Source organism: Aquamicrobium segne (assembly GCF_042656785.1).
In the GTDB taxonomy this organism is placed as follows: Bacteria; Pseudomonadota; Alphaproteobacteria; order Rhizobiales; family Rhizobiaceae; genus Mesorhizobium; species Mesorhizobium segne.
The window spans coordinates 192,919-218,416 of sequence record NZ_JBHSLL010000025.1 but is presented as its reverse complement, the minus strand read 5'-3'; the positions used below and the strand labels follow the sequence as shown (position 1 = coordinate 218,416).

Annotated in this window: 25 protein-coding genes and 1 tRNA gene; 12 read left to right on the top strand and 14 right to left on the bottom strand. The window is 56.0% G+C overall.

What is annotated here, in order from left to right; translation table 11 throughout:
- The first annotated feature begins 71 nt into the window (after positions 1-71).
- Together ACFPLB_RS09720 and ACFPLB_RS09715 are read left to right on the top strand one after the other, a co-directional pair.
- Positions 72-1,460 (top strand): aldehyde dehydrogenase family protein, encoded by a 1,389-nt coding sequence (locus ACFPLB_RS09720; protein WP_378229145.1) that lies wholly within the window; start codon positions 72-74, stop codon positions 1,458-1,460.
- An 18-nt stretch (positions 1,461-1,478) separates the two neighbouring features.
- Positions 1,479-2,651: an iron-containing alcohol dehydrogenase gene (locus ACFPLB_RS09715; protein ID WP_378229144.1), complete on the top strand. Its 1,173-nt coding sequence runs from the start codon at positions 1,479-1,481 to the stop codon at positions 2,649-2,651.
- 54 nt (positions 2,652-2,705) lie between these two features.
- Here ACFPLB_RS09715 and ctaD read toward each other — a convergent pair whose 3' ends face one another.
- Entirely contained in the window at positions 2,706-4,304 is a 1,599-nt protein-coding gene (gene ctaD / locus ACFPLB_RS09710) for a cytochrome c oxidase subunit I (RefSeq protein ID WP_378229143.1), read from the bottom strand.
- Positions 4,305-4,516: 212 nt separating this feature from the next.
- Positions 4,517-5,053, bottom strand: coding sequence for a 5-formyltetrahydrofolate cyclo-ligase (locus ACFPLB_RS09705; protein ID WP_378229223.1), 537 nt, complete (start codon positions 5,051-5,053; stop codon positions 4,517-4,519).
- A 223-nt stretch (positions 5,054-5,276) separates the two neighbouring features.
- Here ACFPLB_RS09705 and ACFPLB_RS09700 point away from each other — a divergent pair, with 223 nt between their 5' ends.
- Positions 5,277-6,113, top strand: a complete 837-nt coding sequence (locus ACFPLB_RS09700; protein ID WP_378229142.1) for a LysR family transcriptional regulator — start codon at positions 5,277-5,279, stop codon at positions 6,111-6,113.
- A 21-nt stretch (positions 6,114-6,134) separates the two neighbouring features.
- On the opposite strand, the gene ccoS is transcribed toward ACFPLB_RS09700, so the two are convergent.
- From ccoS to ccoN, 8 genes are all read right to left on the bottom strand, one after another.
- On the bottom strand, positions 6,135-6,305 hold the full coding sequence (ccoS, locus tag ACFPLB_RS09695) for a cbb3-type cytochrome oxidase assembly protein CcoS (RefSeq protein WP_378229141.1): 171 nt from the start codon (positions 6,303-6,305) through the stop codon (positions 6,135-6,137).
- Complete coding sequence (locus tag ACFPLB_RS09690; protein WP_378229140.1) at positions 6,302-8,539, bottom strand: cation-translocating P-type ATPase; 2,238 nt, start codon at positions 8,537-8,539, stop codon at positions 6,302-6,304. The genes ccoS and ACFPLB_RS09690 overlap by 4 nt, the downstream gene beginning before the upstream one ends.
- Positions 8,536-9,015: a FixH family protein gene (locus ACFPLB_RS09685; RefSeq protein WP_378229139.1), complete on the bottom strand. Its 480-nt coding sequence runs from the start codon at positions 9,013-9,015 to the stop codon at positions 8,536-8,538. Before ACFPLB_RS09685 ends, ACFPLB_RS09690 begins: the two co-directional genes overlap by 4 nt.
- A gap of 7 nt (positions 9,016-9,022) precedes the next feature.
- Positions 9,023-10,579 carry a cytochrome c oxidase accessory protein CcoG gene (gene ccoG, locus ACFPLB_RS09680; protein WP_378229138.1) on the bottom strand — a complete coding sequence of 519 codons (1,557 nt, stop codon included), beginning with the start codon at positions 10,577-10,579 and terminating at the stop codon, positions 9,023-9,025.
- 276 nt (positions 10,580-10,855) lie between these two features.
- Positions 10,856-11,710, bottom strand: a complete 855-nt coding sequence (ccoP, locus tag ACFPLB_RS09675; protein WP_378229137.1) for a cytochrome-c oxidase, cbb3-type subunit III — start codon at positions 11,708-11,710, stop codon at positions 10,856-10,858.
- Between the two features lies 1 nt (position 11,711).
- Positions 11,712-11,870, bottom strand: coding sequence for a cbb3-type cytochrome c oxidase subunit 3 (locus tag ACFPLB_RS09670; protein ID WP_378229136.1), 159 nt, complete (start codon positions 11,868-11,870; stop codon positions 11,712-11,714).
- A gap of 9 nt (positions 11,871-11,879) precedes the next feature.
- The gene (gene ccoO / locus ACFPLB_RS09665) at positions 11,880-12,611 is read right to left on the bottom strand and encodes a cytochrome-c oxidase, cbb3-type subunit II (RefSeq protein WP_378229135.1); all 732 of its coding nucleotides are present in this window, start codon (positions 12,609-12,611) and stop codon (positions 11,880-11,882) included.
- An 11-nt stretch (positions 12,612-12,622) separates the two neighbouring features.
- A complete protein-coding gene (gene ccoN / locus ACFPLB_RS09660) occupies positions 12,623-14,248 on the bottom strand; it encodes a cytochrome-c oxidase, cbb3-type subunit I (RefSeq protein ID WP_378229134.1) in 1,626 nt (541 codons plus the stop codon).
- Between the two features lie 181 nt (positions 14,249-14,429).
- Here ccoN and ACFPLB_RS09655 point away from each other — a divergent pair, with 181 nt between their 5' ends.
- The gene (locus ACFPLB_RS09655; protein WP_378229133.1) at positions 14,430-14,921 is read left to right on the top strand and encodes a hemerythrin domain-containing protein; all 492 of its coding nucleotides are present in this window, start codon (positions 14,430-14,432) and stop codon (positions 14,919-14,921) included.
- A 33-nt stretch (positions 14,922-14,954) separates the two neighbouring features.
- Here the strand turns inward: ACFPLB_RS09655 and ACFPLB_RS09650 are convergent, their stop codons facing one another.
- Positions 14,955-15,671, bottom strand: a complete 717-nt coding sequence (locus tag ACFPLB_RS09650; protein ID WP_378229132.1) for a Crp/Fnr family transcriptional regulator — start codon at positions 15,669-15,671, stop codon at positions 14,955-14,957.
- A gap of 324 nt (positions 15,672-15,995) precedes the next feature.
- Between ACFPLB_RS09650 and ACFPLB_RS09645 the strand changes: the two genes are divergently transcribed.
- From ACFPLB_RS09645 to ACFPLB_RS09620, 6 genes are read left to right on the top strand one after another with little or no spacing between them, the layout of a single operon-like run.
- Positions 15,996-17,645, top strand: coding sequence for an ABC transporter substrate-binding protein (locus ACFPLB_RS09645; RefSeq protein ID WP_378229131.1), 1,650 nt, complete (start codon positions 15,996-15,998; stop codon positions 17,643-17,645).
- A gap of 18 nt (positions 17,646-17,663) precedes the next feature.
- Positions 17,664-18,728, top strand: a complete 1,065-nt coding sequence (locus ACFPLB_RS09640) for an ABC transporter permease (protein ID WP_378229130.1) — start codon at positions 17,664-17,666, stop codon at positions 18,726-18,728.
- Positions 18,729-18,733: 5 nt separating this feature from the next.
- Positions 18,734-19,654 carry a nickel transporter permease gene (nikC, locus tag ACFPLB_RS09635; RefSeq protein WP_378229129.1) on the top strand — a complete coding sequence of 307 codons (921 nt, stop codon included), beginning with the start codon at positions 18,734-18,736 and terminating at the stop codon, positions 19,652-19,654.
- A complete protein-coding gene (locus ACFPLB_RS09630) occupies positions 19,651-20,484 on the top strand; it encodes an ABC transporter ATP-binding protein (protein ID WP_378229128.1) in 834 nt (277 codons plus the stop codon). Before nikC ends, ACFPLB_RS09630 begins: the two co-directional genes overlap by 4 nt.
- Positions 20,481-21,227: an ABC transporter ATP-binding protein gene (locus ACFPLB_RS09625; RefSeq protein WP_378229127.1), complete on the top strand. Its 747-nt coding sequence runs from the start codon at positions 20,481-20,483 to the stop codon at positions 21,225-21,227. Before ACFPLB_RS09630 ends, ACFPLB_RS09625 begins: the two co-directional genes overlap by 4 nt.
- 41 nt (positions 21,228-21,268) lie before the next feature.
- Complete coding sequence (locus ACFPLB_RS09620) at positions 21,269-21,478, top strand: hypothetical protein (protein WP_378229126.1); 210 nt, start codon at positions 21,269-21,271, stop codon at positions 21,476-21,478.
- Between the two features lie 192 nt (positions 21,479-21,670).
- On the opposite strand, the gene ACFPLB_RS09615 is transcribed toward ACFPLB_RS09620, so the two are convergent.
- Together ACFPLB_RS09615 and cpdR are read right to left on the bottom strand one after the other, a co-directional pair.
- Positions 21,671-21,745 (bottom strand) — tRNA-Val (locus tag ACFPLB_RS09615).
- A gap of 67 nt (positions 21,746-21,812) precedes the next feature.
- Positions 21,813-22,175 (bottom strand): cell cycle two-component system response regulator CpdR, encoded by a 363-nt coding sequence (cpdR, locus tag ACFPLB_RS09610; RefSeq protein WP_378229125.1) that lies wholly within the window; start codon positions 22,173-22,175, stop codon positions 21,813-21,815.
- Between the two features lie 280 nt (positions 22,176-22,455).
- Between cpdR and ACFPLB_RS09605 the strand changes: the two genes are divergently transcribed.
- Complete coding sequence (locus ACFPLB_RS09605; RefSeq protein ID WP_378229222.1) at positions 22,456-23,391, top strand: N-formylglutamate amidohydrolase; 936 nt, start codon at positions 22,456-22,458, stop codon at positions 23,389-23,391.
- Positions 23,392-23,483: 92 nt separating this feature from the next.
- Positions 23,484-24,257, top strand: a complete 774-nt coding sequence (gene hisN, locus ACFPLB_RS09600; protein ID WP_378229124.1) for a histidinol-phosphatase — start codon at positions 23,484-23,486, stop codon at positions 24,255-24,257.
- Positions 24,258-24,410: 153 nt separating this feature from the next.
- Here hisN and ACFPLB_RS09595 read toward each other — a convergent pair whose 3' ends face one another.
- Positions 24,411-25,370: an alpha/beta fold hydrolase gene (locus ACFPLB_RS09595; RefSeq protein ID WP_378229123.1), complete on the bottom strand. Its 960-nt coding sequence runs from the start codon at positions 25,368-25,370 to the stop codon at positions 24,411-24,413.
- Between the last annotated feature and the right edge of the window lie 128 nt (positions 25,371-25,498).

The window sequence follows — 25,498 nt, the reverse complement described above, 5'->3', positions numbered from 1 at the left end:
GATGCAATCGAAAAAAACATGGATGAAAAACGGCTTTTTCAGCCGTCCTAACCGACGAAGGACGAACCATCATGGCCGATACGGTCAAGCTCATTTCTCCTATTGACGGCTCGGTCTATGCCGAGCGGTCGATTGCCGAAGATCAGGCGGTTAATGCTGCGGTTGAGCGTGCAAGGGCGGCGCAAGCCGGCTGGGCTGAAACTTCAATTGCTGCCCGTGGCAAATATATGCTTGCCATGCTGGAAGCGCTCGATTCCATGAATGATGAGATCGTGCCGGAAATTGCCTGGCAGATGGGCCGTCCCACGCGCTATGGCGGTGAGGCTGGCGGTGTGCGTGATCGCGCCTCTTACATGGTGGAAATTGCCGAACAGGCGCTTAAAGCGGTGCCTGCCGCCAATCCCAAGGATGGTTTTCGCCGATACGTCAAGAAAGAACCGCTTGGCGTGGTGATGGTCATTGCACCGTGGAATTATCCTTACCTGACCGCCATCAACACCATTGTGCCCGCATTGATGGCGGGGTCCACCGTCATTTTGAAACATGCGGCGCAAACATTGCTGGTTGGTGAGCGTTTTGCAAAAGCCTTTGAAATGGCTGGCCTGCCAAAAGGCGTGTTCCAGAATCTGGTACTGAACCACGGCCAGACGGAAAAGCTGCTGGCGTCGGGCAAGATCGATCATGTCAATTTCACCGGCTCGGTTGGTGGCGGGCGCGCCATCGAGAAGGCGGCTGCGGGCACTTTCATGACGATCGGTCTTGAACTGGGCGGCAAGGACCCGGCCTATGTGTTGCCGGATGTCAAAATGGACCATGCGGTCGCCAGTCTGGTCGATGGCGCTTTCTTCAATACCGGGCAGTGCTGCTGCGGTATTGAGCGCATCTATGTTCATGAAAAGGTCTATGACGAATTTGTCGAAGGCTTTATTGCCGAGACCAAAAATTATGTTGTTGGCAATCCGCTTGATCCGGCCACGACCATGGGGCCGATGGCGCAGGCACGCTTTGCCGATCTGGTTCGCGAACAGAAAGCCGAAGCCCTGCGCAAGGGCGCAACTGCCCATGTCAACATGAAGGTTGAGCGTGACGTTGCCGGGTCGCCTTATATTGGGCCGGAAGTGCTGACCAATGTCGATCACCAGATGAGCGTCATGCGCGAAGAAAATTTTGGGCCTCTGGTTGGCATCATGAAGGTGCGCAATGATGAGGAAGCTATTGCGCTGATGAATGACAGCCCCTTCGGGTTGACCGCCTCGATCTGGACCACCGATACCGACCATGCGGTTGCCATTGGCGACCGGGTTGATACCGGCACCATTTTCATGAACCGCTGCGACTATCTCGATCCGGCGCTGGTGTGGACCGGCGTCAAGGATACCGGCAAGGGGGCTGCCTTGTCCGCCATTGGCTATGACAGCCTGACAAGGCCAAAAAGCTATCATCTGCGTGAAGAAATCTGACACTCAAGAAGAGCCGACATGACCAATCCGATCTCCAAATGGAACTACCCCACAACCGTATTGTTCGGCGTGGGCCGCATCAAGGAACTGCCGGCCTCGCTGGCGGATAATGCTATCAAGAACCCACTTTTCGTCACCGATCCGGGGCTGGCGAAGCTGCCGGTGGTCGATTCGACGCTTGCGATTCTGAAGGATGCCGGAATACCGTATGGCGTGTTTTCAGACGTCAAGCCAAACCCGGTTGAAAGCAATTTGACCGCAGGCATCGAGGTTTTCAACAAGGGCGGCCATGATGGTGTGATCGCCTTTGGTGGTGGCTCGGCGCTGGACCTTGGCAAGCTGATTGCTTTCCAGGCACGGCAAACCCGCCCGGTCTGGGATTTTGAGGATATTGGTGACTGGTGGACCCGCGCCAGTGCCGACAGCATCGTGCCGATCATTGCTGTGCCGACTACGGCCGGTACCGGTTCGGAAGTTGGCCGCGCCGGTGTCATCACCCATGAAGCCACGCGCACCAAAAAGGTCATCTTCCATCCAAAGATGATGCCAGCCATTGTCATTGCCGACCCGGAACTGACATCTGGCATGCCACCCTTCATCACAGCCGGGACCGGCATGGATGCGCTGGCCCATTGCCTGGAAGCCTATTGTGCGCCGGGGTATCACCCGATGGCCGATGGTATCGGGGTTGAAGGGGTGCGCCTTGTTCTGGAAAACCTGCCCAAAGCCTTCCGTGACGGGTCAGACCTGATTGCACGGGCCAATATGATGAGTGCAGCGGCCATGGGCGCTACCGCCTTCCAGAAGGGTCTGGGGGCTATCCACTCGATGTCGCATCCGATCGGCTCGCTTTACGACACGCATCATGGCATGACCAATGCCGTATTCATGCCTTATGTGCTGGCGTTTAACCGTGAAGCCATTGAAGAGCGCATCGAGCGCCTTGCTGCCTATTGCGGCATTGACGGTGGCTTTGATGGTTTTGTCGCCAAAATCGTCAGCCTGCGTGAAGAGCTGAACGTGCCCAACACCTTGCATGGGCTGGTCAAGGATCTTGATATGGATGCAGAGCGCAAGGGGCTGATTGCCGATATGGCAATTGTCGATCCGACCGCTGGCGGCAATCCGATCAAGCTGACCAGGGAAGGTGCGCTGAAACTGCTTGAGAGCGCGCTGACCGGCACTGTCTAAAGCATGATCTAAAGCCTGTCTCCCGAACCGGGAGGCAGGCTTTAAAGTCATGCTTTAACGTATCCTCGGCAGTGAGGAAAACTGGTGGACAGGCGGCGGTGACGACAGCGTCCATTCCAGCGTGGTCGCGCCTTCTCCCCATGGATTGGCGCCGGCCTTACGTTTGCGGGCAAAGGCTTCTGCCACTGCAATGAAAAACACCAGCAACCCCACAGCGGAAATATAAGAGCCGATCGAGGATACGAAATTCCAGCCTGCCATGGCGTCGGGATAATCCGCATAGCGGCGCGGCATGCCCGACAGGCCAAGGAAGTGCTGCGGGAAAAACACCAGATTGACACCAATGAACATCAGCCAGAAATGCAGGCGGCCCAGCGTCTCGCTCATCATATAGCCGCTCATTTTCGGGAACCAGTAATAGAACCCGGCAAAGATGGCGAAGGCTGCGCCCAGTGACAGAACATAGTGGAAATGGGCAACCACATAATAAGTGTCATGCATCAGCCGGTCGACGCCGGGATTGGCGATCTGCACGCCGGTAACGCCGCCAATGGTGAAGAGCAGGACAAAACCTGTTGCCCACAACATCGGTGTCTTGAAGGTGATTGACCCGCCCCACATGGTGGCAAGCCATGAAAAAACCTTGATACCGGTGGGCACGGCAATCACCATTGAGGCAAAGGCGAAATAGCGCTGTGACTGCACCGTAAGGCCGGATGTAAACATATGGTGCGCCCAGACGATGAAGCCGATCAGGCCAATGGCCACCATGGCATAGGCCATGCCGATATAGCCAAAGATCGGCTTTCTGGAGAAGGTCGAGATGACATGGCTGATGATGCCAAAGCCGGGCAGGATCATGATGTAAACTTCCGGGTGTCCGAAGAACCAGAACAGATGCTGGTAAAGCACCGGATCACCGCCCGCAGAAGGCACGAAAAAGGCTGTGTCGAAATTGCGGTCGGTAAGCACCATGGTGATGGCGCCAGCCAGCACCGGCAAGGATAAAAGCAGCATGAAGGCTGTGACCAGCATGGACCAGGCAAAGAGCGGCATTTTATGCATGGTCATGCCGGGGGCGCGCATGTTGAAAATGGTGGTGATGATGTTGATGGCGCCCAAAATGGAAGATGCGCCCGACAGGTGAATGGACAAAATGACCAGATCGACTGCTGGTCCGGGCTGCCCGACATTGCTGGAGTAGGGGGGATACATGGTCCAGCCGCCACCATGGCCGTTCACACCCGGTGCACCGGGTGTGAATAAGGACATGATGAACAGGACCAGTGAGACCACCAGCAGCCAGAACGAGATATTGTTGAGGCGCGGGAATGCCATGTCGGGCGCGCCGATCATGAGCGGAATGAACCAGTTGCCGAAACCGCCAATCAGGGCTGGCATGATGACAAAGAAAATCATCACCAGCCCATGAGCGGTGACAATGACATTATAAACGTTTGGATCGCCAAAAATCTGGAGGCCCGGTTCCTGAAGCTCCATGCGCAGTGCAACCGAAAGCCCGGTGCCCAGAATGCTGCACACCATCGACAGGATCAGATAGAGTGTTCCTATGTCCTTGTGATTGGTGGAGAAAAGCCATCTGGTGACAAAACCCCGCTTGTGGGGGCCTGCATCATGGGTGGTGTCTGTCATGTCTTTTCTCCTTCCTGTCTGCATCCTGCCAGTGGCAAGGAAACTGTCTTGGAAGGGGCGGCGCTTTAGAGCATCGGACCGAAAAGTGGAATCGGTTTTCGGATTATTCCGATGCTCATTCAAAGTGTTAGAGCGTCCTTTGTGCGTCCGATTGAATGCACGGCGCTCTAGCCGTCGCGGTCAAAAACAGGGCTTGCCTGTGCCGGAGATGATCAATCCGTGACGATCACATCCATGGGAATGTCATGTGCTTGCGGGTAGATGGTCTTGATCCTTCCTTGTGTGTAACCAACGCCAATCACCAGCGGCTTGCGGGGCATGGCTGCCAATGTCCGGTCAAAAAATCCACCGCCATAGCCCAGCCGGTATTTTTCCTCATCGACACCGACGATTGGTGAAATGACAATGTCGGGCTGGACGGCTGGTCCGCGGGCAGGCACCAATATGTTCCATACGCCGCGTTCCAGCGGGTCACCCGGCGCCCAGATGCGGTATTCCAGCGGCCAGCCTTTCTGGATGACGACCGGCAAAGCCAGCCGCCCGCCACGCTTGATGATGTCGAGACCCCAATTGCGCAAATCCGGCTCGCCGCGAAACGGCCAGTAAGACCCGATAATGCGCCCGGAAGGCTTTTCAACGATGGCATCGAGCTTGTCGGCAATGCGCAGTGAACCTTGATGGCGATGCTCCTGTTTAAGAGCCATGCGCTCTGCAATCAGCCGCTCACGCTCGGCCTTGCGCCAATGCATGATCTGGCTCCAGCCTTCGGGGTCCTGTGCCTCCGCTTGCCGGGCTTTTAGCTGGATTTCGGGATCACCGCTCATCGATTGCGCTCAAACCTGCTTGCTTAGCCCTAGAGTGCCTGTCTTGAAAAGGGAAGGCAAACGGAATTAACTGCGCTATCAGTGCAAAATAATTGCATCAATAATGTGTATGCAGCACTTTAGACAGAACTTGGGGGAGGCTGCGGACATGGATATCGACCGGGCTTTGACTTTTCTGGAAATCATTCACACCGGCTCTTTCCTGAAAGCGGCTGATCGCCTGCATGTTTCCCAGACGACGGTGAGTGCGCGTATCCGCATGCTGGAAGAGGAACTCGGTCGTCAATTGTTCGTGCGCAACCGCAATGGCGCGACATTGACCCCGGCAGGACGCGAGTTTGAGCGCTTTGCGCAATCCATGGTGCAGATCTGGGAGCGGGCGCGCCAGCAACTGACCGTGCCGCCGGGACGCAGCAGTGTGGTGGCGCTTGGCGGCGAGTTGAGCTTATGGAACCCGCTCTTGCTGAACTGGCTGGTGTGGATGAAGCGCAAGCAGCCCCAAATCGCCATCCATGCGCATGTCGGTGTGCCGGATCAGTTGCTGGAGCAGTTGCGCACCGGCGTGCTTGATATGGCGGTGCTTTATACGCCCAAACTGCTGCCGGGTTTCAAGATTGAACTGATTGAGGAAGAACAGCTTGTTTTAGTGCGCACGCCTGGAAAAAATCAGCCGCTGGATTATGTGCATGTTGACTGGGGCGAGAGCTTTGCGGCCCAGCGCAGCTTTGGGCAGAAATTTGGCGAGCCGGGTCTCATGGTCGGGCTTGGTCCGCTGGGGCTGAGCTATATTTTGCGGGCAGGCGGTGTTGGCTATTTCCGCAAAGGCGTAACCACTCCTTATATTGCAAGCGGCGAACTTGAGCGCGTCGAGGGCGCACCGGAATTTACCTATCCCGCCTATGCCATCTATCCGGAAGCGGCAGAAGCGCGTGACGATGTGCAAGAAGCCCTGCGGGGCCTGAAGGAAGTGGTTGCTGAACCCTGATCAACTTGGTGGCGACAGGTTTTATGGTTTCGTATCGTCGCCTGGTTTGTCGGCGTCATCATCCATCAGCACGCGATAGGCCGCGCCATCAAGATCGTCATACTGGCCACTGCGCAGCGTCCATAAAAAGGTAATAAGGCTGGCTGTGCCAAAAATCAGCGCTGCCGGAATAAGATAAATCAGGACACTCATGCTGTTACCGGTTCTGCGGCGACGGGCAGTTGCGCAGCCTGTGTCGTCTTGCCGGTGCGCATGAGGCGCAGCGCATTGAAAATGACGATGATCGATGAGCCTGACATGGCGATGGCGGCAATCAGCGGTGTTACATAGCCTGCAATGGCGATTGGAATGGCAATGAAATTATAGACAACAGCAATGCCGATATTCTGGCGGATCAACTGGTTGGCACGTTTTGCCACTTCGATTGCCGTGGTGACGGCCGACATGTCTTCACGCAAGAACACGAAATCGGCAGCGTTGCGGCCAATATCGGCAGCAGTGGCGGGCGCGATGGAAACATGGGCAGCACTGAGTGCAGGGGCATCATTGAGCCCGTCTCCCACCATCAGCACCTTGCGGCCCTGATTGCTCAACTCCTCAATGCGCTCCACCTTTTGTGCGGGCAATAATGCGGCGCGCCATGTGTCGATGCCAAGCGTTGCCGCAACACGGCGGCAAGCATTTTCCGTATCGCCAGACAGCATCTCGACCGGGCCGGTTCTGGCCTTGAGGGCGGCAATGGCGGCCCGTGCACCGGGGCGCACCTCATCTTCAAAGGTGAAGCGGGCGACGATTTCACCATCCCGCGAAAGCACTGTGCCGCTTTCTTCCTTTGTATTGGCAGCCCAACTGGCGCGCCCCAGCCGCCAGAGCGTTTTGCCCTCTGTTGCTTCCATGCCAAAGCCGGGATGTTCCTTGACCTCGTCAAAAGCGGGAAGAAGAGTGTGGCTGGCTTGTGCGGCAATGGCCTGTGAAAGCGGGTGGCGGGAATGGGTGGCAAGGGCTGCCGCAATCTCTAACAGTTTCGGCTCTGTCTCATGCACATTGGTCAGGCGCGGCTGGCCAAGGGTCAGCGTGCCGGTCTTGTCGAATATGACGGTGTCAGCCTGTGCCAGTCGTTCCATGGCGGCGCCATCCTTGACCATGATGCCGTTCTCAAACAAACGCCGCGCCGCCACCACCTGCACGATGGGAACGGCAAGGCCGAGCGCACAGGGGCAGGTGATGATGAGCACGGCAATGGCAATGGTGGCGGCCTGATGCCAGTCGGAACCGCTCAACATCCAGACGATGAAGGTGATGAGCGCTGTCAGATGCAGGACTGGTGCGTAGAGCGATGCAACACGGTCGGCAATACGGCGATAAAGGGCGCGTCCACCTTCGGCAGCCTCCATCAGCCGCATCATTTCAGCAAGGAAAGACGAGGTGGCGGGACGCAGCACTTCCAGCGTGAGCGGCCCGGTCAGATTGAGGGTTCCTGCCTGAATCTCATTGCCGGTTGATACCGGAAGAGGCGTACTTTCACCACTGACCAGCGCGCAATCCAGATCGGATGCGCCCTGCAGGATCCTTGCATCGACTGGAATGCGCTCGCCTGCCGCCACCAGGAGCCGCATTCCGGGTCTGACTTCACCGATGGGGCGATAGTCGCGGCTGCCATCGTCAAACAACACCAGAGCGCCACGCGGGCTGAGCCGGGCAAGACCGGTAACAGCGGCGCGCGCCTTGCTGCGCATGACATGATCAAGGGTGCGTCCGATGAGCAGGAAAAACAACAGCGTTACCGACGCATCGAAATAGGCGTGCTGGCCTGAATGCCATGTGTCATAGATGCTGAGCGCATAGGCCATGGTGATGCCAACGGCGATTGGCACATCCATATTCATATAGCCATGGCGCAGCGCGCTCCATGCCGAGCGATAAAAGATGCCACCGCCCATCACCAGAGCCGGAATTGCAATCAGTGCTGAAATCCAGTGGAACAGGTCGCGTGTCGCACCATCAGCCCCCGACCAGACCCCGACGGACAAGAGCATGACATTGCTGGCGGCAAAGCCGCAAACCGCCAGCGCCCGCAGCAATTGCGAAAGCACCGGATCGCGCCCGTCTTGTGTGTCGTCAAACAGATTTGGCGTATAGCCAAGCTCATCAAGCGTCTGCACAAAAGGAGGCGGTTCATCGCCACGCCAGCGCACGCTGACGCGTTTGGTTGACAGGTTGACCCGTGCGCGCTCGACATGGTCGAGTTTGTGAAGCGCACTTTCAACCGTATGGATGCAGGCGCCGCAATGAACGCGGGGCACCGAAAGCTCTATCTGGTGCGTCCCGTCGCCCATATCATGGGCTGCAAAGACCAGTTCCTCGTCAGAGGGCAGGGCACCGCTTATTCTGGCAAGGTCTTCACTTCCAGGTGCGCAACAACTCATTTGATCACCCCGTTTTTGACGGTGATGCGGTGAATTTCATGCCAGGGCACATCGCGCCCGGCATCCGCCTCGATTTCAACATTCCATATACCATCGCCCAGCGCAAATGGGGCATCCAGCGCACCATTGGGGACAGGCGTCAGCGCAATCATCGTGTCTTGCGTATCGCCGATCGGACGGCGAAATATGGCCATGCCGCTTTTCAATTCCACTGGCCTGCCTTCAGCATCTGTCAGCGCAAAGCGGAAGATACCGTCTGCACCCTCCAGAGTGGTTTGCCAGCCCAGCGCAACCTGGTCTTGATGCTCGCGTGACTTCCGGTTGAATTCCAGCCCGGCAATATGTGCATTACGCACCACAAAGCCTGTCCAGCTTGAATAGGCAAAATAGGCCATGGCGAGGTTGACAGTGATGATGACGCTGAAAAACGCAATCATGATCAGCAGAAAATGACGCCCGGTAAATTGCTGGGTCATGGATAAATTACTCCGGTGTCTCAAAGCTGGCCACATAGTCGGCCCTGTCGAGGCTTGACTTGTCCTCGACACGAAAAACGAATGGCTGTGCATCGCCCGGTTTTTTTGCCTCACCGCGTGGCTGGCGCACAAAAACCTTGAGTGAATGGCTCCGGTCCGGCTCCAGCGCCACCGTAATGGTTGTGCCTTCTTCCTGATCAAGGCCAAGGGCATTCATGGTTGCGCCCGGCAGATTGTCAATCGAGATGGTCACGGTGCGCTGTTCAGGAATTTTATTGAGCAGCTTGATCGTATAGCCATTGCGGATCGACCCGTCGGACAGCACGACATATTGCGGATTGCGGTCATGCAGGACATTCATTTCCAGTCGCTCGCGCGACACCAGACCGTAGAGCAGCAACAGGCCGATCAGGACCCAGCCGCCGAAATAGACAAATGTGCGGGGCCGAAACAGTTTGCGGATGTGGAATTTTGATACCGCTTCCGTGAGTTTGCCTGCACTGTCATGTACCAATGAGGGGCGGATTTCATGGCTGCCATCGCCGGTGGCCAGCAGCATATTGGCGTTATAATCGGCCAGCGTTGCATAGGAAATCAGGCCGCGCTCGCGGCCAAGCTTGCCCATCACATCATCGCAGGCGTCAATGCACAGCGCACAGGTGATGCATTCAAGCTGCTGGCCATCGCGAATGTCGATGCCCATCGGGCAGACCACCACACAGGCATTGCAATCGACGCAATCACCTGCCTCCACACCTTGCGCCAGGGCTTTCTTGGTGCCGCGGGTGCGGGGTTCTCCGCGCCAGTCATTATAGGTGACGGTCAGCGAATGCTCGTCCAGCATGGCTGCCTGAATGCGCGGCCAGGGACACATATAGGTGCAGACCTGCTCGCGCATCAGCCCGCCAAATACATAGGTGGTGATGGTCAGGATGGCGACGGTCATATAGGCAATCGGGGCAGCCGTTCCGGTGACAAAATCAACCAGCAGGGTGGGGGCATCGGCAAAGTAGAAAATCCATGCGCCGCCTGTCGCCACGGCAATCGCAATCCAGATGGAATGTTTTAAGGTGCGCAGGCCGATCTTGCGGGCTGTCCATGGTCCCTGATCGAGCCGCATACGGGCATTGCGGTCGCCCTCGACGGCACGCTCCACAACAAGAAACAAATCAACCCAGACGGTTTGCGGGCAGGTATAGCCGCACCAGGCGCGCCCCACCGTGGAGGTGATGAGAAACAGGCCAAGTCCGGCCATGATCAACAGGCCGGCAACGAGAAAAAACTCCTGCGGCCAGATTTCGATGAAAAAGAAATAGAAGCGGCGATTGGCGATATCGACCAGCACGGCCTGATCGGGCGCGTGCGGGCCACGGTCCCAGCGAATCCACGGCGTCAGATAATAGATGCCGAGCGTAACAACCATGACCAGCCATTTGAAATTCCGAAATGAGCCTTTGGCCCGCTTTGGGAAAATCTTTTTACGCGCGGCGTAGAGCGGCTGACGCAGCTTGGCAGAGTTGACCGCCTCAGCATCGTGGCGTTCAAACTCGACAGTGCCAGACATGAGCTTCTTCTCCTGATCAACACGGATCATAAAAGAGACACATGGGGCTTCGCAATGGAAAGTGCTTGATTTAAATCAAGATAAGGGTGCGTCACAGTGACGTTGCGTGGATTGACAGACCAAAAAGGCCGGTGTGAATACCGGCCTTTTTGCTTTGATCAGGCTAGAGCATCGGACCAAAAAGTGGAATCGATTTTGGATAATTCCGATGCTCATTCAAAGAGTTAGAGCGTCCTTTGTGCGTCCGACAGGACGCACGGCGCTCTAAAATCCGTATCATTGGCCGCCGCCCAGAGAATGGACATAGACGGCCAGTTCCTTGACCGTGGTGTCACCAAGGCGGGCCTGCCAGGCTGGCATCACGCCATGGCGTGGCTGGCGTACCTGAGCGGTAATTTCCGCAGGGCTGGAACCATAAAGCCAGATGGCGTCGGTCAGGTCAGGCGCGCCAAACTCAATGTCGCCCTTGCCGGTCTCGCCATGACAGGCGGCGCAATTGTCGGCAAAGATTTCAGCGCCGGGGCCAGACAAATCGCCGCCGCTGGACAAGGCCACCACATGTTGCACCACGTCGTTGATTTCCTCACGGGTGAAAATCTCGCCATAGGCCGGCATTTCAGAAATATGGGTGTCATCATCACCGGCAAAACGAATGCCATGGGCAATGGTGGTATAGATTTCTTCCGGACTTCCCCCCCACAGCCATTCGTCGTCATTGAGGTTTGGATAGCCGGGAGAGCCTGCTGCACCCGAACCATGGCACTGCACGCAATTGACCCTGAAAGCAGCACCCCCTGCGGAAATGGCAAACTGGCGCAGCGTGTCATCGGCAAGGATTTCTTCAACCGTGGCATTGGTGATAGCTGCGGTATAGTCACCCTTGGCAGCTTCAGCCGCTACCATTTCGGCGCGCAGATCGCCGCGGCTAGACCAGTTCAGCAAGCCGGTTGTGGAATTGCTGATCAATGGCCAGGCCGGATAGGCGATGACATAGGCCAGTGACCATACAATGGTGGCGTAATAGGTCCACAGCCACCAGCGTGGCATGGGATTGTCGAGTTCCTTGATGCCATCCCATTCATGACCGGTCGTGGCAACGCCACTGATCTCGTCGATTTCCTTCTGGCTCATGTCAATCATCGTCCTTAAACGGAATGCGAGAAGCGTCCTCGGCTTTTTTGCGGCTGCCGGGGCGGAAGAAGACAAAGAGTATGGCGCCGATGAAAAACAGCACCATGAGCAGCAACACCCATGAATCGGCAAATTGGCGCAGGAAAGTGTAGGTCTCCATCAAGACCTCCTAACGCAGATTTGCCGGCTCGTCATAGCTGGTGAAGTCAACCAGCGTGCCGAGCATCTGGAGATAGGCGACCAATGCGTCCATCTCCGTCAGGCGGTTGGGATTGCCGTCAAAATCACCGAGCTTGACCTTTGGATAGCGTTCCTCAAGGCCGGATGTATCGGCGTCGGGATCAGCCTGAGCCCTCAGGTCGGCGACAGCATTTTCGATCATCTCATCCGTGTAGGGCACGCCCACGCGCCGGTTGGCGATCAGATGGGTCTCGAAATTGCGGATCTGAAGGTCCCTGTCTTTCAGGAAGCCATAGCGCGGCATCACGGATTCAGGCACCACAGAGCGCGGTTCGATCAGATGCTGGACATGCCATTCATTGGAATAGCGGTCGCCGACGCGGGCAAGATCCGGTCCGGTGCGTTTTGAGCCCCACTGGAAGGGGTGATCATACATGGATTCCGCCGCCAGGCTGTAATGGCCATAGCGTTCCACCTCGTCGCGGAAAGGGCGGATCTGCTGCGAGTGGCAGGTGTAGCAGCCCTCGCGGATATAGATGTCGCGCCCTGCCAGTTCCAGCGGTGAGTAAGGTCGCATCCCGTCAACCTTCTCAACCGTGTTCTGAAGATAGAACAGGGGTGCGATTTCAACCAGACCGCCAACCGTCACCACCGCCAGCGAGGCGATCAGCAACAAGGTGGCGTTGCGCTCAAGTTTGGAATGCTTGCTCAAAATGGACATGGATGCACTCCTTATCGGGCAACTTGTGCGGCAGGTGCGCTACCGGCCTTGACGATACCGGTCATCGGCGACTCGTCGCGGAGATGGCCGCGAATGGTCTGGTAAAGATTCCAGGCCATGACGAAGCCGCCAGCCAGATAGAACAGGCCACCGATCACGCGTATCACATAATAGGGATACATGGCTGCGACGGTCTCGACGAAGGAATAGACCAGGAAACCCTGACTGTCATATTCGCGCCACATCAGACCCTGCATGATGCCCGACACCCACATGGCGGAGGCGTACAGCACGATGCCGATGGTGGCCAGCCAGAAGTGCCAGTTGACCATGCGGATCGAGTAGAGCCGTTCGCGGTTCCACAGTTTTGGCGCCAGATAATAGACGGCGGCAAATGAGATCATGCCGTTCCAGCCCAGCGCACCGGCGTGAACATGGGCGATGGTCCAGTCCGTATAGTGCGAAAGCGAGTTGACCGCCTTGATCGACAGCATCGGGCCTTCAAAGGTGGCCATGCCGTAAAAGGCGATAGCTGCCACCATCAGGCGCACGATCGGGTCGGTGCGAATCTTGTCCCATGCGCCCGACAGCGTCATCAACCCGTTGATCATGCCGCCCCATGAGGGCATCCACAGCATGATGGAAAACACCATGCCCAGCGTCTGCGCCCAGTCAGGCACGGATGTGTAGTGCAGATGGTGGGGACCTGCCCAGATATAGAGGAAGATGATCGACCAGAAGTGAACGATGGACAGGCGATAGGAATAGATCGGCCGGTTCACCTGCTTGGGGACGAAATAATACATCATCGCCAGGAAGGGGATGGTCAGGAAGAAGGCCACCGCATTATGGCCATACCACCACTGGGTCACCGCATCTTGCACGCCGGCAAAGGCAGAATAGCTCTTGGAGCCGAAGATGGAGACCGGAATGGCCAGATTGTTGATCACATGCAGCATGGCAATTGTGATGATGAAGGACAGGTAGAACCAGTTGGCCACATAGATATGCGGTTCCTTGCGGCGCAAGATGGTGCCCATGAAGACGATCAGATAGGCGACCCACACAATGGTCAGCAGCAGATCGACATACCATTCCGGTTCGGCATATTCGCGGCTTTGGGTGATGCCGAGCAAATAGCCGGTGGCGGCCATGACGATGAAAAGCTGATAGCCCCAGAACACGAACCAGGCCAGATCACCACCAAAAAGACGGGCGCGGCAGGTGCGCTGCACGACATAAAACGAACTGGCGATCAGGATGTTGCCGCCAAAGGCGAAAACCACGCCGGAGGTATGCAGCGGCCGCAGACGCCCAAAATTCAGCCATGGCTCCAGATTGAGATCGGGAAAGGCCAGTTGGGCTGCGATAATAACACCAACCAGAAAGCCGACGACACCCCAGAATACGGTGGCGATAACGCCGTAGCGAATCGGCTCATCCATATAGGCGCTCGGGTCAGGGGCTTTTACCGGCGCAAATTGCGTGCGGCGTATCAATACGAAAATGGAACCGACAAGTATGAAAAACAGCAGCCACATGTGCTGCGCAAAAGGCTGGTCGACTGCAAAGCCCGCACCGATAAGGGCGATGAATGCAAACAGCCCCAAACCGACAATATATGATCCGTTGGTCATCCAGAGTCCCCGAATGTGTTCTGTCGAGCCTTAAAGCCCGTCATGGTCTCTCATCGCCTGCTTACATCACCGCTGCATTGATCCATGTCAACGCCAGAGGGGAGGGCTGCGGCCATTATGCATAGCACAAAAATTAAATACAGGCTGGAGGGGCGGTTCAGGCAGAATGAAAATCGTGCAGATGAATTCTGGCGCAAAGGGCGCAGAAGAGGTGGCACAACAGTCCTGCCGGACCAGCATATTGGCCATTGTCGAACTGGCGCATACGCAGATATTGCGACTTTGTGACCTGCTTGAAGAGGTGGCCGATTCATTGCCCTATCATGTGGATCGCCATAAGTGCCTGACCATTGCCAGTGAGCTGGAGCCGCTGTTGCGCGGTATTCATCGCTTTGAGGAGGAGGCGTTGCTGCCAGCCTATGGACAGGTTCTGGAGCAGCAGGGCAGGGGAGCCGCCTCAGTGGAGCGGCTGCTTGCCGAACATGTCGAGGATGAATCTTTTGCCGCAGAGCTGACAGAGGCGCTGCTTGTGCTCGGCCGCACCGGTGCGGTTGAAAATCCTGAGGCGCTGGGTTTCATGCTGCGCGGTTTTTTTGAAGCCAAACGCCGCCATGTTGCTTTTGAGCGCGAACATGTCTTGCCTGAAATTGTCAGTCCTGAAACGGGTTCTTGAGTTCACGATAAAGACAGGCAGGAAAAAAGAATGTCAATTGCCAGCCCGTGTCGCCAGCCGTTCCAGATTGGGCACGGTGATGCAGCGATTGTTTTTTATGCTGATGATCTTGTCGGTGCGCAGCCGTGTCAACTGGCGGCTGACCGTTTCAATGGTCAGGCCCAGAAAATCAGCGATGTCGGCGCGGGTCAGCGGCAGGTCAAAGGTGATTGAAGCGCATTCCGCATCGCTGTCGGGGTCAATATTGCGGGCAATCAGCAGCAAGAAGGATGCAACTTTCTCAGAAGCCGTCTTGCGTCCCAGCGTGACCATCCAGTCGCGGGCCTCATCCAGATCGTTGAGGACCTGCCGGTAAAGCTGACGTTCCAGTTCAGGTGTTTCCTGTATCATGCGCTCAAGAGCGGCAGTGGGAAAGGTGCACAAGACAACATCGGTGGCCGCTTCGGCATTGAGGTGACTTTCCTTGCGGAACGGCCGACCGAGAAAATCCGGTGCAAATTGAAGGCCGACAATCTGCTGGCGACCGTCGGACAGGGTCTTGGTCAGTTTGACCACGCCTGAAAGCACATTGGCATAGACATCGGCCTGCTCAGCTTCGGCCAGAAGCTCTGCGCCGCTTTTGGCTTCGCGCTTATGTGCAATTCTTGCCAGAATTGCGAGTTGCTCTACCTGAAGCGCCCCACACATACCCTTATGCCGGGATTCGCAGGCCTCGCACAGCTTGGGGACCTCATCAGGAATGGCACTCATGCTCTTTCCACCTTTCAACCCCCGATAGCATCTTAGTGCAATTGAAGCGCCGTGTCAGTTTGTCTTGGACCCTGTGTAAAAGTGTCCTGTCTGCACATGCGTCAATATATTTCCAGCATGTTTCCAGCCGCCGATAGCCGTCCCAGATTATACAAATTATCCAGCTTATCCAGCGCTGCCACATTTTCATGCAGGGCAGGTAAAGACATGCTCTGTCAATCTCTTGCGGATTTGCACCATCAGGGGATTGTCTTTGCCGTTAAGAACGGTTTTTATCCCTTTAAGACACATGAACAGGAAATTCGCTTATTACGGGAGTGGAGCATGACCATGGGGAAATTCAATTTGCGCTTTCAGCCGCTGCTTGCAGGGGCCGCTTTATCGCTGCTGCTCGTTTCAGGCGGCATGGCGCCTGCCTTTGCCGCAACGCCTGCCGATACGCTGGTTCAGGCCTGGGCCTTTGATGACACGATCACGCTTGATCCGGCTGAATCTTTTGAACTGAGCCCGGCTGAATTTATCGGTAATTCCTATGACATGCTGGTGCGCCTCGATATTGACGACACCACGCAGGTCAAACCGGGGGCTGCCGAAAGCTGGGAAATTTCCGATGACGGCCTCACCTATACCTTCAAGCTGGCGCCCGGCCTCAAATTCGCGTCTGGAAATCCACTGACGGCTGAAGATGTCGCCTGGTCGTTCGAGCGGGCTGTCAAGCTTGATAAAAGCCCGGCCTTCATCCTGACCCAGTTTGGCCTTACCGGTGATAATGTTGCTGAAAAGGCAAAGGCGGTGGATGAGACGACCTTCGTCTTTACCGTTGACAAGCCTTATGCGCCAAGCTTTGTGCTCAACTGTCTGACGGCGACCGTCGGAGCCATTCTCGACAAGAAGCTGGTGATGGAACATGCCGAGGCGCGGACGCCGGATGCTGACAATAAGTATGATACTGATTTCGGCTATGCTTGGATGAAGACCAATTATGCCGGGTCGGGTCCGTTCAAGATTCGTGACTGGCGCGCCAATGAAATTCTGGTGCTGGAGCGCAATGACAATTATCATGGTGAAAAACCGGCCCTGAACCGCGTCATCTACCGTCATGTCAAGGAAAGCGCCACGCAGCGTCTGATGCTTGAGGCAGGCGATGTCGATGTTGCCCGCAATCTGGAGCCGGGTGATCTGGAGGCTGTTCAGAGCAACCCCGATCTGATCTCGACCAGCGCCCCTAAAGGCACGGTCTATTATATCAGCCTCAATCAGAAGAATGAAAACCTTGCCAAGCCCGAGGTTCGCGAGGCTTTCAAATATCTGGTCGATTATGATGCCATTGGCGCCACTTTGCTTAAAGGTATTGGTGAAATTCACCAGACCTATCAGGTCAAGGGCGTGCTGGGGTCACTTGATTCCAACCCCTATACTTTCGACGTGGACAAGGCCAAGGAACTGCTGGAAAAAGCAGGCTTGAAGGATGGGTTTTCCGTTACCTTTGATGTGCGCAATACCCAGCCGGTGACCGGAATTGCCGAATCCTTCCAGCAGACTGCCGGACAGGCGGGCGTGAAGATCGAGATCATTCCCGGCGATGGCAAGCAAACGCTGACCAAGTACCGTGCCCGCAATCATGACCTGTATATCGGCCAGTGGGGCATGGATTATTGGGACCCCAACACCAATGCGGATGCTTTCACCTCCAATCCTGACAATGGCGATGACGCCGCGGTCAAATCGCTGGCCTGGCGCAATGCCTGGGATATTCCGGAACTGACCCAGCAGGTTCAGGACGCACTTCTGGAGCGTGACAATGACAAACGCGCCGGCATGTATCAGGAGCTTCAGCAGGAGGCGCTGGAAACCAGTCCCTTTGTGATGATCTTCCAGCAGATCGAGGTTGCTGGTGTGCGCAACAATGTCAAAGACTACCGGCTTGGGCCAAGCTTTGATTCCAACCCGCTTGCACCTGTCAGCAAGAACTGATCGGGCCGGATAGATTTTGTGAGCACAACTGACACATCCATAAAGCCAAGGCGCACCAACCGGCGCGCCCTGGCCTTCTTCAAATCGGCAGCAGGCTTTGTGGTGATTGTTTTGACCACCTATCTTGGCCTGCTGGCGGTTACCTTTTTTATTGGCCGTGTCGTGCCGATCGACCCGGTGCTGGCTATTGTCGGCGACCGTGCGCCCGCGCATGTGGTGGAGCGTGTGCGGCAGGAAATGGGGCTCAATCTGCCCTATTACCAACAGTTCATTCTTTATGTGAAAGGGGTGCTGCAAGGCGATTTCGGCACCTCGGTGCTGACCACCAATCCGGTCATGACCGATATTCGCCGCGTTTTTCCAGCAACCATGGAACTGGCGACAGTTGGCACGATCATCGGGGCGGTTTTCGGCATTCCGCTGGGGGTATTGGCAGCCGTCAAGCGCGGCAGCCTGACCGACCAGATCGTGCGCGTCATTGGTCTGGTCGGTTATTCGGTGCCGATTTTCTGGCTGGGTTTGCTCGGTCTTCTGGTCTTTTATGCAAAGCTTGGCTGGACGGGCGGGCCGGGGCGCATGGATGTGGTGTTTGAATATACATTCACGCCTGTCACCGGCTTTTACCTGATCGACGCTGTCATCAACCGCGACTGGGCTGCGTTCCGCGATATTTTTTCGCATATTATTTTGCCGGGTGCGCTGCTGGGCTATTTTTCGCTGGCCTATATCAGCCGCATGACACGGTCCTTCATGCTCAATGAGCTCAGTCAGGAATATATTGTGGCGGCGCGCGCCAAGGGCCTGTCGGAAACGCGCATCATCTGGGGGCATGCATTGCGCAATGCGGCGGTGCCGCTGGTTACCGTGATTGCCTTGTCTTATGCTGGTCTTCTGGAAGGTTCGGTGTTGACCGAAACCGTTTTTGCCTGGCCGGGGCTTGGCCTTTACATCACCAATTCGCTCCAGAATGCCGATATGAATGCCGTGCTTGGCGGCACCATCATCATCGGTTCGGTGTTTATCGCCATCAACCTGTTGTCTGACGTGCTGTATCGCATTCTCGACCCCCGCACGAGGAACTGAGGCGCATGAGCAACACCATCATGACCCGCCGCGAATGGCTTTTGACCGATCGGCCGCAATCGCGCCTTCAGGCCCGCCTTGGCCGCGCCTATGTCACATGGCGGCGTTTCAGCGCCAACAAGCTGGCCGTCATCGGCATGTTTTTGATTATCGCCCTGGTGCTGGTGGCGCTTTTTGCGCCTGCTCTGGCGCCATATTCACCCTATACGGGCGATCTTGCCACCAAACGACTTTTGCCGCCGGGAACCGAAGGGCACTGGCTGGGCACCGATGATCAGGGCCGTGATATTCTGTCCCGGCTGATCTATGGCTCGCGGCTGACCTTGCAAGTGGTGGGGCTGGTCGCAATCATTGCCGCCCCGATCGGTCTTTTGGTCGGCACGGTTGCCGGTTATGCTGGCGGTTGGGTGGATGCGGTCTTGATGCGCATCACCGATATTTTCCTTGCCTTTCCCAAGCTGGTGCTGGCGCTGGCCTTTGTGGCGGCGCTTGGCCCCGGCATCGGCAACGCCATTATCGCCATTGCCATCACCTCATGGCCACCTTATGCGCGTATTGCGCGCGCCGAAACACTGACGGTGCGCAATTCCGACTATATATCGGCGGTGCGGCTGATGGGGGCCTCACCCTGGCGCATTGTGCTGCGCCACATTATGCCGCTTTGCATTTCCTCGCTGATTGTGCGGGTCACACTTGATATGGCGGGTATTATTCTGACCGCTGCCGGGCTTGGCTTTCTCGGTCTTGGCGCACAGCCGCCTTTACCCGAATGGGGGGCAATGATTGCTTCGGGCCGCCGTTTTATTCTCGATCAGTGGTGGGTGGCGGCAATGCCGGGCTTTGCCATTTTGATTGTCAGCCTCGGCTTCAATCTGCTGGGTGACGGGCTGCGCGATGCGCTTGACCCGCGGGGCAGCGGCCAATGACAGCATTGCTTGAGGTTGAAAACTTGCGTGTTTCTTTTCCCACCCGCACCGGGGTGGTGGAGGCCGTGCGTGGTGTTTCCTTCACGCTGGGGCGCGAGCGGCTGGGCATTGTCGGCGAATCCGGTTCCGGCAAGTCGCAGACCGGGCGCGCTATTATGGGGCTGACGCCTGAACATGGACAGATCAGCGCCCGGAAGCTGGAATTCAACGGCATTGATTTGTTGAAAAGCTCGCAAGCAGAGCGGCGGGCACTGCGTGGCGGGCGTATCGCCATGGTTTTGCAGGACCCGAAATACTCACTCAATCCGGTGATGACCATCGGCCGCCAGATTGTTGAGACGTTGCGCACACATGAAAAAGTGTCGGGCCGTGAGGCGCGCAAGCGGGCGCTCGACATGCTGGAGGCGGTGCAGATCCGCAATCCTGAGCGCGTATTTGATCTTTATCCGCATGAGGTGTCAGGCGGCATGGGGCAGCGCGCCATGATTGCCATGATGCTGGTGGCAGGGCCTGAACTGCTGATTGCCGATGAGCCGACCTCGGCGCTTGATGTGACTGTGCAGCTTGAAGTGCTGGGTATTTTGGACCAATTGGTGGTGGAGCGCGGCATGGGGCTGATCTTCATCAGCCATGATTTGCGGCTGGTTTCTTCCTTCTGCGACCGCATTATCGTCATGTATGCAGGCCGCATCGTTGAAGAATTGCGGGCGGGGGAACTGGCGAATGCGAAGCATCCCTACACACAAGGGCTGCTTGATTGTATGCCGCGCATTGGCAAGGATCGTCATCCGCTGCCTGTTCTCGACCGTAAGCCGGAGTGGGCGCTATGATTCCGGCGCTGGAAATTGATGGCTTGCGCGTTACTTTTGAAGATTTCGTGGCGCTGAACTCTGTCAGCCTGACTGTCGCGCCAGGTGAATCTTTCGGGCTGGTGGGCGAATCCGGTTCAGGGAAATCCACGCTGCTGCGCGCCGTTGCCGGTCTTGCCCCTGTCAGTGCCGGCAGTATCAAGGTCAATGGCAAGCTGCTTGACCACAGGCGCAGCAAGGAATTTTATCGTCAGGTGCAGATGGTGTTTCAAGACCCGTACGGGTCGCTGCATCCGCGCCAGACGGTTGACCGGCTTTTGCTTGAGCCGCTGGCGATCCATGGTTTTGACGATACGGAAAACCGCATTGTCCGGGCACTGGATGAAGTGGGGCTGGGATCTGGTTTCCGCTTTCGCTATTCGCACCAGCTTTCCGGCGGTCAGCGCCAGCGGGTGGCGATTGCGCGGGCGCTCATTCTTGAGCCGTCCATTCTGCTGCTCGATGAACCCACCTCGGCGCTTGATGCCTCGGTGCAGGCAGAAGTGCTGAACCTTCTGGAAGAGGTGCGCGCGGCGCGCAATCTGACCTTTATCATGGTCAGCCATGACCTTGCCGTCGTCACCCATATGTGTGACCGGCTGATGGTCATGCAAAATGGCGCTGAAGTTGAACTTTTAAGTGCTGCTGATCTTGTCGGCGGAACTGTCAGTCAGGATTATACACGCAATCTTCTGGTGGCCAGTGAAGGGTTCCGGCGTGATTGAGGGTGCTGCAAAACCTGTTTGTAACGTGCTAGACTGACCCTATGAACCAGACCAGTTGGAGTGATCTGACAGAAGAAGAGCGCACGGCTTTGAAGCGCATGAACCGTGGCCCTTATCCGCAATTGACGCCTGAGTTGGCCCAGCGTTTGATTGAGCGTGGATTGGCTGTCCAGCGAGAAAATGGCGTTGGCATCAGCCGCGAGGGGCGCGAACTGGTCATCAATATGCTGCTTGGCCAAAGAGAGCAGTAAGGGTTTTAGCCTGGAGCATTTTGCAGCCAAATGGAAACATTTGGCGTCCGCGACAATTCGTAAAAACAAGAATTTAGAGCATTTTGTGAGTACAGATGGCGACCATCTGGCGTCGCACAGAAAGTGCTGTCGTCAATACCTGAATAAAGTATTCATAAACAATAATAAATTCATGGTTTTGAAGTGGTTGGATGGTGGGCGTACCAAGGATTGAACTTGGGACCCCTTCGATGTCAACGAAGTGCTCTCCCGCTGAGCTATACGCCCATCCAATGGCAGGCTTACACCATTTTTGTTTCAGCCCGTCAATAGCGTGTTGCAGAAAATTTGACCGCTATGCTGCCTGAAGCATTTTTTCCACCTCATTGACGAGGTCGCGCAGATGAAAGGGCTTTGACAGCACTTTGGCATCACGTGGCGTATTGGAATCGGGGTTGAGCGCCACTGCTGCAAAGCCGGTAATGAACATGACTTTCAGGTCGGGGTCGATCTCGGTGGCGCGCCGCGCCAGTTCGATCCCGTCCATTTCCGGCATGACAATATCTGTCAGGAGAAGCGAGAAAGGCTCTTCGCGCAGGCGCTCATAAGCACTTGCGCCATTGTCAAAGTCGCTGACCTGATAGCCAGCCCGTTCCAGCGCCTTGACCAGAAAGCGGCGCATGTCATCATCATCTTCTGCCAGCAGAATGCTTGCCATAATGTCCCGTCCGAATCACTTAATCGGCCAGCTACTGCCAAGCCTGTTCCTGTGATTGTATATGAGTTAGCCATGGTAAAGATCAAGTAAAGACAGCATACAGGCTCTTATGGGGCAGGCTAAATATAGAGCTGTCATCTTGCAGTGCTGGACTTGCAAGGCCATGGGTGGCAGTTTCCGGGAACTGAAAATGGAACCAGAGCATTTTTCTGACTTGCTGAAAACGGGTGAAATGCTCCAGGCTCTTGTTTTAGCCGCATTTTGCTTGTGTTAGACGGTACTGTCTGTGCTCACAAAATGCTGTAGCGGGGAATTGTTGAAAGTGACGAGTGCAGCCGAGGATTTTTCGGTTATTTCCGCTTTTGAGCTGCAATGTGCGGCTGAGCAGCGTGTGCCATTCGTGTTCAGTTCCCCTCATAGCGGGCGCCATTACCCTGAGCGCTTTCTGGCCATGAGCCGGCTGGATGCCCATCAGGTGCGCCGTTCCGAAGATTGCTATGTCGATGAGCTGTTTGGCGGCTGTGTCGGCCTGGGCGCACCGCTTCTGGCGGCCAATTTTCCTCGCGCTTATCTGGATGCCAATCGTGAGCCGTGGGAACTTGATCCACGCATGTTTGTCGAGCGATTGCCGCCTTATTGCAATATCGGCTCGGCCCGTGTTGCTGGCGGTCTTGGCACGGTGCCGAAGCTGGTGGGAGAAGGGCAGAATATCTATTCCGGGCGGCTGCCGCTGGAGGAAGCGGTCCTGCGCATTGAACATGCCTATAAACCCTATCATGACATGTTGCGGCATCTGATTTTTCAGACCTTTGCCAAATTCAATTTTGCCGTGCTGATCGATTGCCATTCCATGCCGGCAGGTGTTCAGTCGGGCGGTGGCGGGCTGCGACCGGATTTCATCATTGGCGATTGTTTTGGAAGATCGGCCATGCCGGAACTGACCAATATTGCCATCACTTTGCTTTCGGCCATGGGCTATACGGTTGCGTATAACAAACCTTATGCGGGTGGTTTTATCACCGAACATTACGGGCAGCCCATGCGCGGGGTTCATGCCTTGCAGATTGAAATCAATCGCAGCCTTTATATGAACGAACACAGTCTGGAAAAGACGGATGGCTTTTGTGCCCTGGCGGCTGACTTGACGCAATTTTGCGCCGATCTCATGGCCCTGAGCGACCATCATTTCCGGGCATTGCCTCTGGCTGCGGAATAGAGCCTGTAATCATCGTGACTTTGGCAGATGTTTTGATATGAGAAAGGCAGTTCAACGGATCTGCCGTTCGGCGCATTGCCCAGGAGAAGAAATTGCACGTTTCATCTGATTTTTTTCGGCAGATCGCCTCGGTTGCTGCCGCTGAGACCCTGCCGCGCTTCCGGACGCGAGGTGCGGTCGATAACAAGGAGGCTGAGGGTTTTGATCCGGTAACGGAAGCTGATCAGCAGGCCGAACTTGCAATTCGCCGCCTGATCAATGCGGAATTTCCCGGCCATGGCATTTTGGGCGAAGAACATGGCAGCGAGAATTTGTCCAGCAGCCATGTCTGGGTGATCGACCCGATCGATGGCACACGCTCCTTTATTTCGGGTCTGCCGGTGTGGGGCACGCTGGTCGGACTGACAATTGATGGTGATGCGGTGGCGGGTATGATGTCGCAGCCCTTTACCGGCGAACTGTTTTATGCCGATGGGGCAGGCGCGCATTATGACGGACCGAGTGGCTCGCGCCAGCTTGAGGTTCGCAAGACGGTCAATCTTGCCGATGCCATTTCCTTTACGACGACGCCGTCCCTGTTCAAGGGAAAGATGCGCCAGCGTTATGATGATTTTGAGAAAAAAATACGTCTCGCCCGCTATGGGACCGATTGCTACGCCTTTGCCATGCTGGCGGCAGGCACGGTTGATATTGTCATGGACCCCGGATTGCAGCCTTATGATATTGTGGCGCTTATCCCGATCATCGAACAGGCCGGCGGGGTTATTACGACTTTTGAAGGCGGGCCTGCCGAAAATGGCGGTGACATATTGGCCGCCACCACCCCGCAATTGCACGAGGCTGCCATGGCGGCATTGCGTGGGTAAAGCATGATCCTGAAAAGTTGCAGACTTTTCAGATAAGATCATGCGTATAAACAAAAGCTTGGAGCATGATGACGTTTCAAGAAAAACATCATGCTCTAAAACAAGTAATGAACGGGTTTGTGCGCTCGACAGGACACATGGGCGCTCTATCGCTCAGGCGGCAAGGTTGTCATGGCATTCCTCGCTGCCCGGCACAAAGGCATCGAATGCGGCCAGAAACTGCTCGCGGTAGAAATCGGCTTCCTGAAGAAGTTCGTGACGGGCGCCATCGATGGTCAGCAGCGATGACAGCCGCAAATGGCGGGAGAAATGGACAATGGCGCGGGTGGAGACAATCTGGTCGGCACCTGCTGCAACAATCAGCGTCGGGATATGCATCCGGGCCATGAAATTCGGGTCGCTGATCTTCAGGATTGCCTTGCAAGCTTGCTTTAGCCAACGCACGGTTGGGCCTTTGAGCCGCAGATGCGGATGGTCATCATGAATTTGGCTGTTGCGGTGAAAGCGGAGCGGATCTGACGTGAGCAGATTTGTTTCAAAGTCTTTTTTGTGGCGGCGTGTGATGCAAATGCGCCCCAGCCCGGCAAGCTGGAGTGCTGTTGCCATCCGCTGGATTGTCTTGATTGAATAGCGTTCATCGGGAATGCCAAGGAAAGGTGTCAGCAGCACCATGCGCTCAATGCGGTTGACCAGTTGTGGTGCAGCCAGCAGGGCGATCAGCGCGCCGGTGGAATGGGCGAGAATATAGTAAGGCCCGCGACAATCGGGCAGCACGATCTGCTTGAAAAACGTTCCAAGATCATCAGCATAATCGTGAAAACTCTTCACATAGCCGTAGTTTTGATTGCGGATCAGCCGATCGGAAGCGCCCTGACCCCGCAAGTCAAAAATGGCCGTGCCTAGGCCGCGTGCTGACAGGTCGGCAATGGTTTCAAAATATTTTTCAATGGTTTCATTGCGGCCTTGCAGCACGATGACCGTGCCTTTGGCCGGTCGCGCGGTTGGCGAAAACCGGGCATAGCGAAGCTGCTTGCCATCACGCGCCGAAAAATAGCCGCCGACGCCATTGTCGGGGAGCGGATTGTCGCTGCTGTGAAAAAAGTGGTCTGTCATACAGCGGCTGGCCTGTGCTGTCTGTTATGCCACGGTGATAGGAATGTGCAGCCCATATTGCAAGAAAATCAGTCAAAATGTCCGTTGCAAAGGCACAAGGTTTGAAAAACCGGAAGCCACCATGGCGG

What these genes read in the sequence shown, in the direction of transcription:
- ACFPLB_RS09630 (WP_378229128.1), top strand. Translation starts at nt 19,651, where the DNA reads ATGACAGCATTGCTTGAGGTTGAAAACTTGCGTGTTTCTTTTCCCACC.
- ACFPLB_RS09645 (WP_378229131.1), top strand. Translation starts at nt 15,996, where the DNA reads ATGACCATGGGGAAATTCAATTTGCGCTTTCAGCCGCTGCTTGCAGGG.
- ccoP (WP_378229137.1), bottom strand. Translation starts at nt 11,710, where the DNA reads ATGAGCCAGAAGGAAATCGACGAGATCAGTGGCGTTGCCACGACCGGT.
- ACFPLB_RS09685 (WP_378229139.1), bottom strand. Translation starts at nt 9,015, where the DNA reads ATGACCCAGCAATTTACCGGGCGTCATTTTCTGCTGATCATGATTGCG.
- ACFPLB_RS09700 (WP_378229142.1), top strand. Translation starts at nt 5,277, where the DNA reads ATGGATATCGACCGGGCTTTGACTTTTCTGGAAATCATTCACACCGGC.
- ccoO (WP_378229135.1), bottom strand. Translation starts at nt 12,611, where the DNA reads ATGTCCATTTTGAGCAAGCATTCCAAACTTGAGCGCAACGCCACCTTG.
- ACFPLB_RS09690 (WP_378229140.1), bottom strand. Translation starts at nt 8,539, where the DNA reads ATGAGTTGTTGCGCACCTGGAAGTGAAGACCTTGCCAGAATAAGCGGT.
- ACFPLB_RS09670 (WP_378229136.1), bottom strand. Translation starts at nt 11,870, where the DNA reads ATGGAGACCTACACTTTCCTGCGCCAATTTGCCGATTCATGGGTGTTG.
- ctaD (WP_378229143.1), bottom strand. Translation starts at nt 4,304, where the DNA reads ATGACAGACACCACCCATGATGCAGGCCCCCACAAGCGGGGTTTTGTC.
- cpdR (WP_378229125.1), bottom strand. Translation starts at nt 22,175, where the DNA reads ATGGCAAGCATTCTGCTGGCAGAAGATGATGATGACATGCGCCGCTTT.
- ccoG (WP_378229138.1), bottom strand. Translation starts at nt 10,579, where the DNA reads ATGTCTGGCACTGTCGAGTTTGAACGCCACGATGCTGAGGCGGTCAAC.
- nikC (WP_378229129.1), top strand. Translation starts at nt 18,734, where the DNA reads ATGAGCAACACCATCATGACCCGCCGCGAATGGCTTTTGACCGATCGG.
- ACFPLB_RS09655 (WP_378229133.1), top strand. Translation starts at nt 14,430, where the DNA reads ATGAATTCTGGCGCAAAGGGCGCAGAAGAGGTGGCACAACAGTCCTGC.
- ACFPLB_RS09650 (WP_378229132.1), bottom strand. Translation starts at nt 15,671, where the DNA reads ATGAGTGCCATTCCTGATGAGGTCCCCAAGCTGTGCGAGGCCTGCGAA.
- ACFPLB_RS09620 (WP_378229126.1), top strand. Translation starts at nt 21,269, where the DNA reads ATGAACCAGACCAGTTGGAGTGATCTGACAGAAGAAGAGCGCACGGCT.
- ACFPLB_RS09625 (WP_378229127.1), top strand. Translation starts at nt 20,481, where the DNA reads ATGATTCCGGCGCTGGAAATTGATGGCTTGCGCGTTACTTTTGAAGAT.
- ACFPLB_RS09595 (WP_378229123.1), bottom strand. Translation starts at nt 25,370, where the DNA reads ATGACAGACCACTTTTTTCACAGCAGCGACAATCCGCTCCCCGACAAT.
- ACFPLB_RS09715 (WP_378229144.1), top strand. Translation starts at nt 1,479, where the DNA reads ATGACCAATCCGATCTCCAAATGGAACTACCCCACAACCGTATTGTTC.
- ACFPLB_RS09720 (WP_378229145.1), top strand. Translation starts at nt 72, where the DNA reads ATGGCCGATACGGTCAAGCTCATTTCTCCTATTGACGGCTCGGTCTAT.
- ACFPLB_RS09705 (WP_378229223.1), bottom strand. Translation starts at nt 5,053, where the DNA reads ATGCATTGGCGCAAGGCCGAGCGTGAGCGGCTGATTGCAGAGCGCATG.
- ccoS (WP_378229141.1), bottom strand. Translation starts at nt 6,305, where the DNA reads ATGAGTGTCCTGATTTATCTTATTCCGGCAGCGCTGATTTTTGGCACA.
- ccoN (WP_378229134.1), bottom strand. Translation starts at nt 14,248, where the DNA reads ATGACCAACGGATCATATATTGTCGGTTTGGGGCTGTTTGCATTCATC.